Consider the following 6,719-nt stretch of genomic DNA (forward strand, 5'->3'; position numbering starts at 1 on the left):
CCATCTCGTCTATGCCAGGAGGAGGAAGGTGTCCCAGCCCGATCGCGGGTGCGTGTTGGTGCCGAGGGTGTGCAGGGCGAGCGCGCTGCCGGCGGTGCCGTCCAGGAGTTCGGGATCGCGCTGCTTGAGGTGGGTGATCTGCTGGGTGAGCCGGTCGGTCAGGTGGGGCAGTTCGGCGGCGAGGGCGCCGGTGGTCGCGTCGCTGGCCATGCGCCAGGCGGCTTGGAGCAGTCCGGCGGTTCCGTGGCAGAGCCCGGTCTCGGGGAGCAAGTCCAGCTGCTCTGGGTCCTGGAGGGTGGTGAGCATGGCGTACTCGGCGGTCTGCTGGCGGGTGGCATCGCCCAGGGCCATGCCCGCGAGTTGCTGGGCGCGGGCGGTGCCGGCGATGCCGTAGCACCATGAGGGCCTCGGCCGCAGTGCCGGATCGACGTGGTCGCGCCGGGCCTGGTCGGGGGTGATGAAGCCGGGCCACCAGGGGCCGGTGGCGTCGTGCTGGAGCCACCGGTCGGTCCAGGCGCAGATCCGTTCCACTCCTTCGCGCGTGTGGGGGACGGTCGGGCCGTTCAGGAGAGACAGGGAGAGCAGGGCGAGGACGGCGCTGATGCCGTGGGCCATGCCGAAGTTCCCGTGCCCGCCGGGGTAGTCGGGGCTCGGTTCGCCGTTGGGCGCCACGCTGGTCCACCACGCCGGGAGTCCGTGCTCTTGGGGGCGGGGTTCGGTCAGGCGTACCAGGTAGGAGAGGACGTCGGCAGTGACCGGGTGGTCTGGGTGGCGCCGCAGGTGGTAGGCGCCCAGCCCGGCCAGGCCGCGGATCACGTCGAACTCCTTCATCGCCGGGGCCTCGCCGCTCTCGATGCGGGCGTGCGCGTGGGCCAGGCGGCGGTGGGTGACAGTGATTGTGGCGTCGTCCAGCTTCTTCAGGGCGCCCTGGTACCGGCTGGTGTCCCCGGCGGCGGCGTTCATGGCGAATGCCAGGGCCGGGGCTCCCATGTAGAGGCCGGCGTTCGCGGCGGCGGTCAGGTCGCCGTGGGCGGCCGAGGCCAGCCAGGTGTGCACGGTGTCCCACTCGCCCCGGCCGCAGTGGGCGCGTTCGATGTGGAACAGGGCGATGCCCGCGGCGCCTCCCGCCAGCGACTGCGGCCACGCCCGTCCGCCCGGCGGGGCCGCATCCCAGGCGGTGCGCGGTTCGGACAACTCCTCGGCAAGGACGTCGGCCAGGGTCAGGGCCTGCGGTATCGGCCTCACGACGTTCCTCCCTCTCTGCGGGCGGTCCAGCTCAGGGCCGCGGCGCGGGCCAGGTGCACGCAGCGGCGTTCGGCCTCCATGTCCAGAGCGGCCATGCGGGTGTGGTGCAGGTGCAGCAGCTCCGGCAGCACGACGGTCACCGTGATCCCCTCTGCGGTCGTGAGCGCGGTCCGGTAAGTGGTCAGCGCATCGCGCCGCCGCGTCCAGCAGGCGAGGAGCTCCTCGCCTCCGGGCTGGCGGGCCAGCTCGGTGTGGCCGTGGGGGTTGGCCAGAGTGATCGCCTGGTTGTACAGGCCGCGGTCCGGCGCCGTGCCGGTGGTGGTCTGGGAGCGGTCGATGAGCCACCGCATGGCCTCGCCCGCATCGCCGATCAGGCCGATGGCCACATCGAGCATGCTCGCCGCGGTCAGGGCCCGCTCATCGGGCCCGCCGGTGGCCGCGCAGCAGGCCAGTTGCGCGACGGCGGTCTCGGAGTCCGCCGCGAAGTACGCCTCGGTGGCCTCCCACGCCTGCCGGCCTCCGAAGCGGGCGGTCTCGGGGAAGTCGGTGTCCCACTGCACCCGGGCCAGCAACCCCGCTCGGCGCAGTCTCCGGGTCCAGGCGCCGATCGCCGTGGCGGCCTCGGCTGCTTGGCCGTCGGGGACGGTCAGGCGCAGCCGCAGGTGATCGTCGGGGTCGCGGTAAGGCAGGAACCACCACCGCACCTCGGCCGCCAACTGGTGGAGCAGGTCCGGAAGGTGGCGGGTGAGGATGCCGGCGTGACGGTCACGGCGTGCGTAGAGCTTGATGAAGAACCGCCCGTCACAGCCAGGCAGGCGGCCGTGCTCGCGCCCCGTCACCGGGGCGCCGTTGAGCCAGTACGGCTCCTTCGCCGGGCTGCGGGTGGTGGCGAGGGGGATGACGACTTCATGGGGATGGCCGTTGATCCAGCCCGCGTCGGCGACGGTCTCGGCGCGCAGGACCGCGCTGCCGTGGCGCCGCATGTGGGTGTGCAGCAGGGCCCGGTGGGAGGACTCGTCCAGGTTCAGGCGGAGGCGCTGGTCGCCGTCGCCCAGGTAGACGATGCTCGGCACCCGGGTCTGGTCGCGCCAGGCGGACAGCGACCCCTCCCACCGAGCCCAGTCGGCTGCGGGGTCGGCGAGGTCGGCGGCGGTGAGGCGCCAGCGGGCCGGGGAGAGGATCGTGCGCCCGTAGCGCAGGGCGGGCAGGAACGGCAGGCCGGCGGCCGTCCCCCAGTCGAAGGTGGTGCACGGGACGCTCATGGCGTTGGGGGCTTCGGCCAGGAACCGCACCAGCGGATGGGTGCGGCGGGTGGGCTCCACCGCGTTCATGGTCACGAACTCCAGCGGCTGGCGCCGCGAGGTCGATATCAGGTACAGGCGGTGGGCGTCCGCGGTCACCGCGATGTCCTCCACATCCACCAGGTCCGTGCCGCCGTCGTCGTGGCACTCGCCGAGGCGGACGGCGGCAGGCATCAGCAGCGGGGTTCGGGCGACGTTCCCGGTGCCCGGATACAACGGGGGCGAGGCGACTTGGACCCTCAGCGCGTTCTCCGTCGCGGTGGCCGCGGTCGCGTACGCCGCCGCCATCCGCTCCCGATCCGCTGTGTCGAGCAGGCTGAAAAATCGGCCGGTCGTCGTCCCGGCGGACCGCGAGACCCCGACGACGGCCAGCGTGAACTCCCCGGCGTCCAGGGCCCGCACGCTGGGCGCCGCGATGCGCACGGTCGCCTCCGTCGTCGGCTGGATGGGCCTCTCCGGTCCGATCTCGGCGAGGTCGGTGACCATGGCGTCGTCCAGCACGATCTCGTGGTGACGTCGCAGGGCCGCGTTCTGCGCGAGCGTCAGCAGCTTGGCGTCCCGCTCGCTTACGGCGGTCTCGGCCGGGGCGGATGGGCCGCCGAGGAAGCCGGCCGGGTAGCCCAGGCCCGCCTCGCTGTCCACGGCATCCAGGAGCGGGACTACGGCGCGCGGGCCGTAGCGCTCCAGGAAGCGGCCGTGCCAGGCGACCCAGCCGCGGGAGAGCGCGGGGCGGTTCGAGAGCCGGATGAGTGCCGCAGCCGCCCGTGCGGCCTCGGCCGCCACGGTACGGGGGAGCGTCGCCTCGGCGTCGAGGCGCAGGTCGATGGACAGCACCGGCCCGGAGGCCGGGCTGAGCTCGCGCATCACCGCAGCGGCCTCGGTTCGCTCGGTGCTCGCTGGGTCGATGGTGGTGTTGTGCCGTGTCAGCGCGTGGGCGATCTCGCGCAGCTTCGCCGCTGGCTCGGCCGAGGCGGCGGTGCCCTCGGTGCCGAGGACGGTCAACACGTGGGCGAGCGGGTCCGTCGCGGTGAGCGCCGGGCGGAGATTCGTGACCAGGAGGCGCTGGTCGATTAAGTCCGCCAGGAGCCGGTGGACGGTCGGGGCGGGAACGTGGGGGAAGTCGGCGGCCAGTTTGGCCGCGAGATCCGCGGTGCGGATGGGTGCGCGGGCCGCGTCCAGCGCCGCCTTGACGGGCGCGGTGAGGCGGACCTGCACGTGCGCCGGGGCCCCGCCGCCGCTGCCCACGGGGCGGTGTTCCAGCACCACATGACCGTCCCGCTCCACCGCGAGGGGATGGGCCTGGACCGTGAGGTGCGGCTGGAGCCCGCGGTCGGCTTCCAGGCGTTCGACCACCGTCGCAAGCCAAGTGGCATCCGGCCTGGCGACGGCCTGGTGGCGAGTGCCGATGCGGGCTGCCGACGTGCCGTCGAAGCGGGCGGGCGCTACTCCGGCGAAGAGACCGAAGGGAGTGGCCCGGCCCGAGGCGCGCAGCACGTAGCGCATGACGGCCACGACCGCTTTGCGGACGGCAGGCTCGGGCAGCCACCGACCGTTGCAGATCTGCCGGACGCGGTGTGCCAGCACCGGGCTGGCCTGTTCCACAGCGGCGGCGAAACCGGGGATCTGCAGGGTCTGCTCCAGCCACGGCCGCCACGACGCCGCCCCGTCGCCGTCGCCGGTCAGGTCGGGCCAGGACTGGATACGGCGCTCCGGTGGCCAGGCCGCCGCCCGCAGCACCGCCGCATCGATGTACTCGTACACCCGCCACCCCCTTGTCGCCGTGGTGTCCGGCCGCAGGTTGCGGCCGGACACCACGAGCGGTGAATCCGAAACGACCTACGGGCAGGTCGTCGAGCAGGCGGACTCGCAGGTCTCACCGCAGCCGTCATCGGTCATCTGGATGAGCCGGTCGGCCTCGGGGCCGGACTCGACGATGGAGACATCCAGGTCCCAGCCCTCGACGCTCCCTTCCTGGACCTCTGCTGCCGCGGGGACCGTAGCCACCGCTTCCTCGGACTGCACGGACACAACAACCTCCCTTGAGTTGGGTGGTGCATACAGCCCCGCCCTCGGCCAGCCGCCGGGGCGGGGAGCCTATGACCAGGAGACCTCGACGGCCCCGAGCCGCTTCGCCACGACACCCGCCGACGGCTCGGCCGCTCCGTCGGGCATCGGTACGTACCGGATGCGGGCGGCACCGCGCCGCCGGTGGTCGGTCGCCCACCGTCGCAGCAGCTCCACATACCGCTCGGCGACTGCCTCCGCTTCGGGCCCGTGCGCGAATACCCCGCTCTCGAAGCCGCCGGTCTCCTCGTTGGGCCGCTTGGTCCGGTACGCGAAGCTGCCGCCGGCCACCAGGGCCGGCACACCGCGCGTCACCGACAGCGCGAGCACGCCCTCGTCGACCAGGTCCTTGCTGCCGTGCAGCATCACCATCTCCGGCGTGCTGGTCGCCAAGAACAGCTCCAGCTCGTCGGGCAGGTCGAACGCGGCCCCGGACCAGACCTCCAGCCCCGGCGACCGCACGGCGGCGGCCAGGGCCTCGGTGTCGAACTCCTGACGCTGGTCGTCGACTTGGAGAGCGACCCCGTCCGTGACCTTCAGGAGCCGCTCGGTGTAGGCGCCGCTGCCCTGCATCGGCACGAAGCCGCACAGCCGATAGCTGGCGCTGACCAGGTCCTTGTCGTCGCGGTCGAACGCGAACGACCTGGTGATCCCCCGCATCCGCAGCGGGACGATGATCCTGCCCCGCTCGGACATCTGCTCCCGCCACGCCGGCGGGATGTCCCAGGCGCCCGCGGTGACGATGATCCGGTCGAACGGCGCGTGCTCGGGCACGCCGCCCTCGGCGTCGGCGAGCACCACCTGGACCCGGCCGTAGCCGGCCGCGTCCAGGCAGGCGCGGGCGCGCTCCACGATCTCCGCGTCGATGTCGGCGCTGATCACCGTGCCCGCTTCCCCGACGAGCTCAGCGAGCAGGGCGGCGTTGTAGCCGCCGGAGCCCACTTCGAGCACGCGCATCCCCGGCTCGATCTCGGCCTGCTCCAGCATCACCGCCTGGATATGCGTGGCCGACAGTGAGCTCAGGGCGTTGCCGGACTCGTCGCGCTTGATCACCAGAGCTTTGTTGGCGGCATACGCCGCCTCCAGTGGCTCGTCATCCGCGAACAGGTGCCGGGGCACCGTCGCGACAGCCTTCGCGACCGCCTCGGACTGGAATACGCCCATCTCGTGCAGCTTGCTCACCATGGCCGCGCGGAGTGAGGCCGCCGTGTCGTCGGTTTCTCGGACCGTAGTCATGACATCACCCTAGACATCTGTGATCGCGTTACGGGGACGGTTGGAGGAGCCAGATCCCGACTCGTATGGGGCGGCAAGGCCGCGGTAGTTGACGCTGCCGCCGGGCTGAGGCTGGGGCTGGGGCTGGTAGTGCCGTCCCGTCCCGCCCGGGCCATTACTCTCCGGGCGGGACGGGACGGTGGGACAGCCCGCGCCGTAGCACGCGGGCTGGGCCGCCCTCGGGAGTGCGGGCGGCGCGGCCGGTCCGCTGTCCGTCTTCGCGGTGACCGGACCGGCGTCGGGGGTGTCCTTGGCGGGCAGGGTGTCGGGGGCGACTGCCGCGTTCGCGGTGAACCGGCCGTCGCTCTGACCGGCGACGATGGCGCCGATGCCGAAGAGGTTCGCCGTGACCAGGACGATGCCGGCGAACACGCCGTCCCCGTCCGGCCTCGGCGGCCTGGGCAGGCGGTGGCGGGCGCTCACCGCTCCGCCGCCGCAGCGTCGGCGGGCCGAAGCAGCTCGGTCTGGCGGATGAGGGCCTGGCGTTCGGTGCCGTCGGCCAGCCGCGCCCACAAGAAGGCGCGGTCCGCGTCCACCCCGGCGTAGCCGCTGCCGAGCTGGACCACGGTGCCCTCGAATTCCTCCGGCTTCTCCTTCTCCCGCCGCTCGGGTGGCACGTAGGAGGTGCCGCGTACGCGGTCACCAACCCGGAAGGGAGCCGTCTCCTGCCCGTTCACGCCGCATCGCCTCCCGCCACTCCTCCGGCCGGGGCGCTGGCCCGCTCCAGGTCCAAGTAGACCTCGAAGTCCTCAGCGCTCCAGGTCGCCGGGACGCCGTGCGCGGCGCGGAGGGCGACGGCCTCCCAGCGGCCCCCGGGCGCATCGTGACGCCGGA

The 6,719-nt window shown here is 73.0% G+C and carries 6 protein-coding genes; all 6 read right to left on the reverse strand.

Translation table 11 applies throughout. The annotated features are described in order from the left end of the window. Positions 1-9 precede the first annotated feature (9 nt). Complete coding sequence (locus tag JXZ78_RS08015; protein ID WP_030021735.1) at positions 10-1,245, reverse strand: lanthionine synthetase C family protein; 1,236 nt, start codon at positions 1,243-1,245, stop codon at positions 10-12. After that, positions 1,242-4,307, reverse strand: a complete 3,066-nt coding sequence (locus tag JXZ78_RS08020) for a lantibiotic dehydratase (RefSeq protein WP_030021736.1) — start codon at positions 4,305-4,307, stop codon at positions 1,242-1,244. The genes JXZ78_RS08015 and JXZ78_RS08020 overlap by 4 nt, the downstream gene beginning before the upstream one ends. Before the next feature lie 75 nt (positions 4,308-4,382). Beyond that, a complete protein-coding gene (locus JXZ78_RS40680; protein ID WP_033038490.1) occupies positions 4,383-4,574 on the reverse strand; it encodes an FxLD family lanthipeptide in 192 nt (63 codons plus the stop codon). Between the two features lie 66 nt (positions 4,575-4,640). Next, positions 4,641-5,846: a methyltransferase, FxLD system gene (gene fxlM / locus JXZ78_RS08030; RefSeq protein WP_030021737.1), complete on the reverse strand. Its 1,206-nt coding sequence runs from the start codon at positions 5,844-5,846 to the stop codon at positions 4,641-4,643. Positions 5,847-5,855: 9 nt separating this feature from the next. Then, complete coding sequence (locus JXZ78_RS08035; RefSeq protein WP_238782745.1) at positions 5,856-6,308, reverse strand: hypothetical protein; 453 nt, start codon at positions 6,306-6,308, stop codon at positions 5,856-5,858. Then, positions 6,305-6,562 (reverse strand): hypothetical protein, encoded by a 258-nt coding sequence (locus tag JXZ78_RS08040; RefSeq protein ID WP_030021739.1) that lies wholly within the window; start codon positions 6,560-6,562, stop codon positions 6,305-6,307. Before JXZ78_RS08040 ends, JXZ78_RS08035 begins: the two co-directional genes overlap by 4 nt. Positions 6,563-6,719: the final 157 nt, after the last annotated feature.

Source organism: Streptomyces monomycini (genome assembly GCF_022271435.1).
In the GTDB taxonomy this organism is placed as follows: Bacteria; Actinomycetota; Actinomycetes; order Streptomycetales; family Streptomycetaceae; genus Streptomyces; species Streptomyces monomycini.

What these genes read in the sequence shown, in the direction of transcription:
- fxlM (WP_030021737.1), bottom strand. Translation starts at nt 5,846, where the DNA reads ATGACTACGGTCCGAGAAACCGACGACACGGCGGCCTCACTCCGCGCG.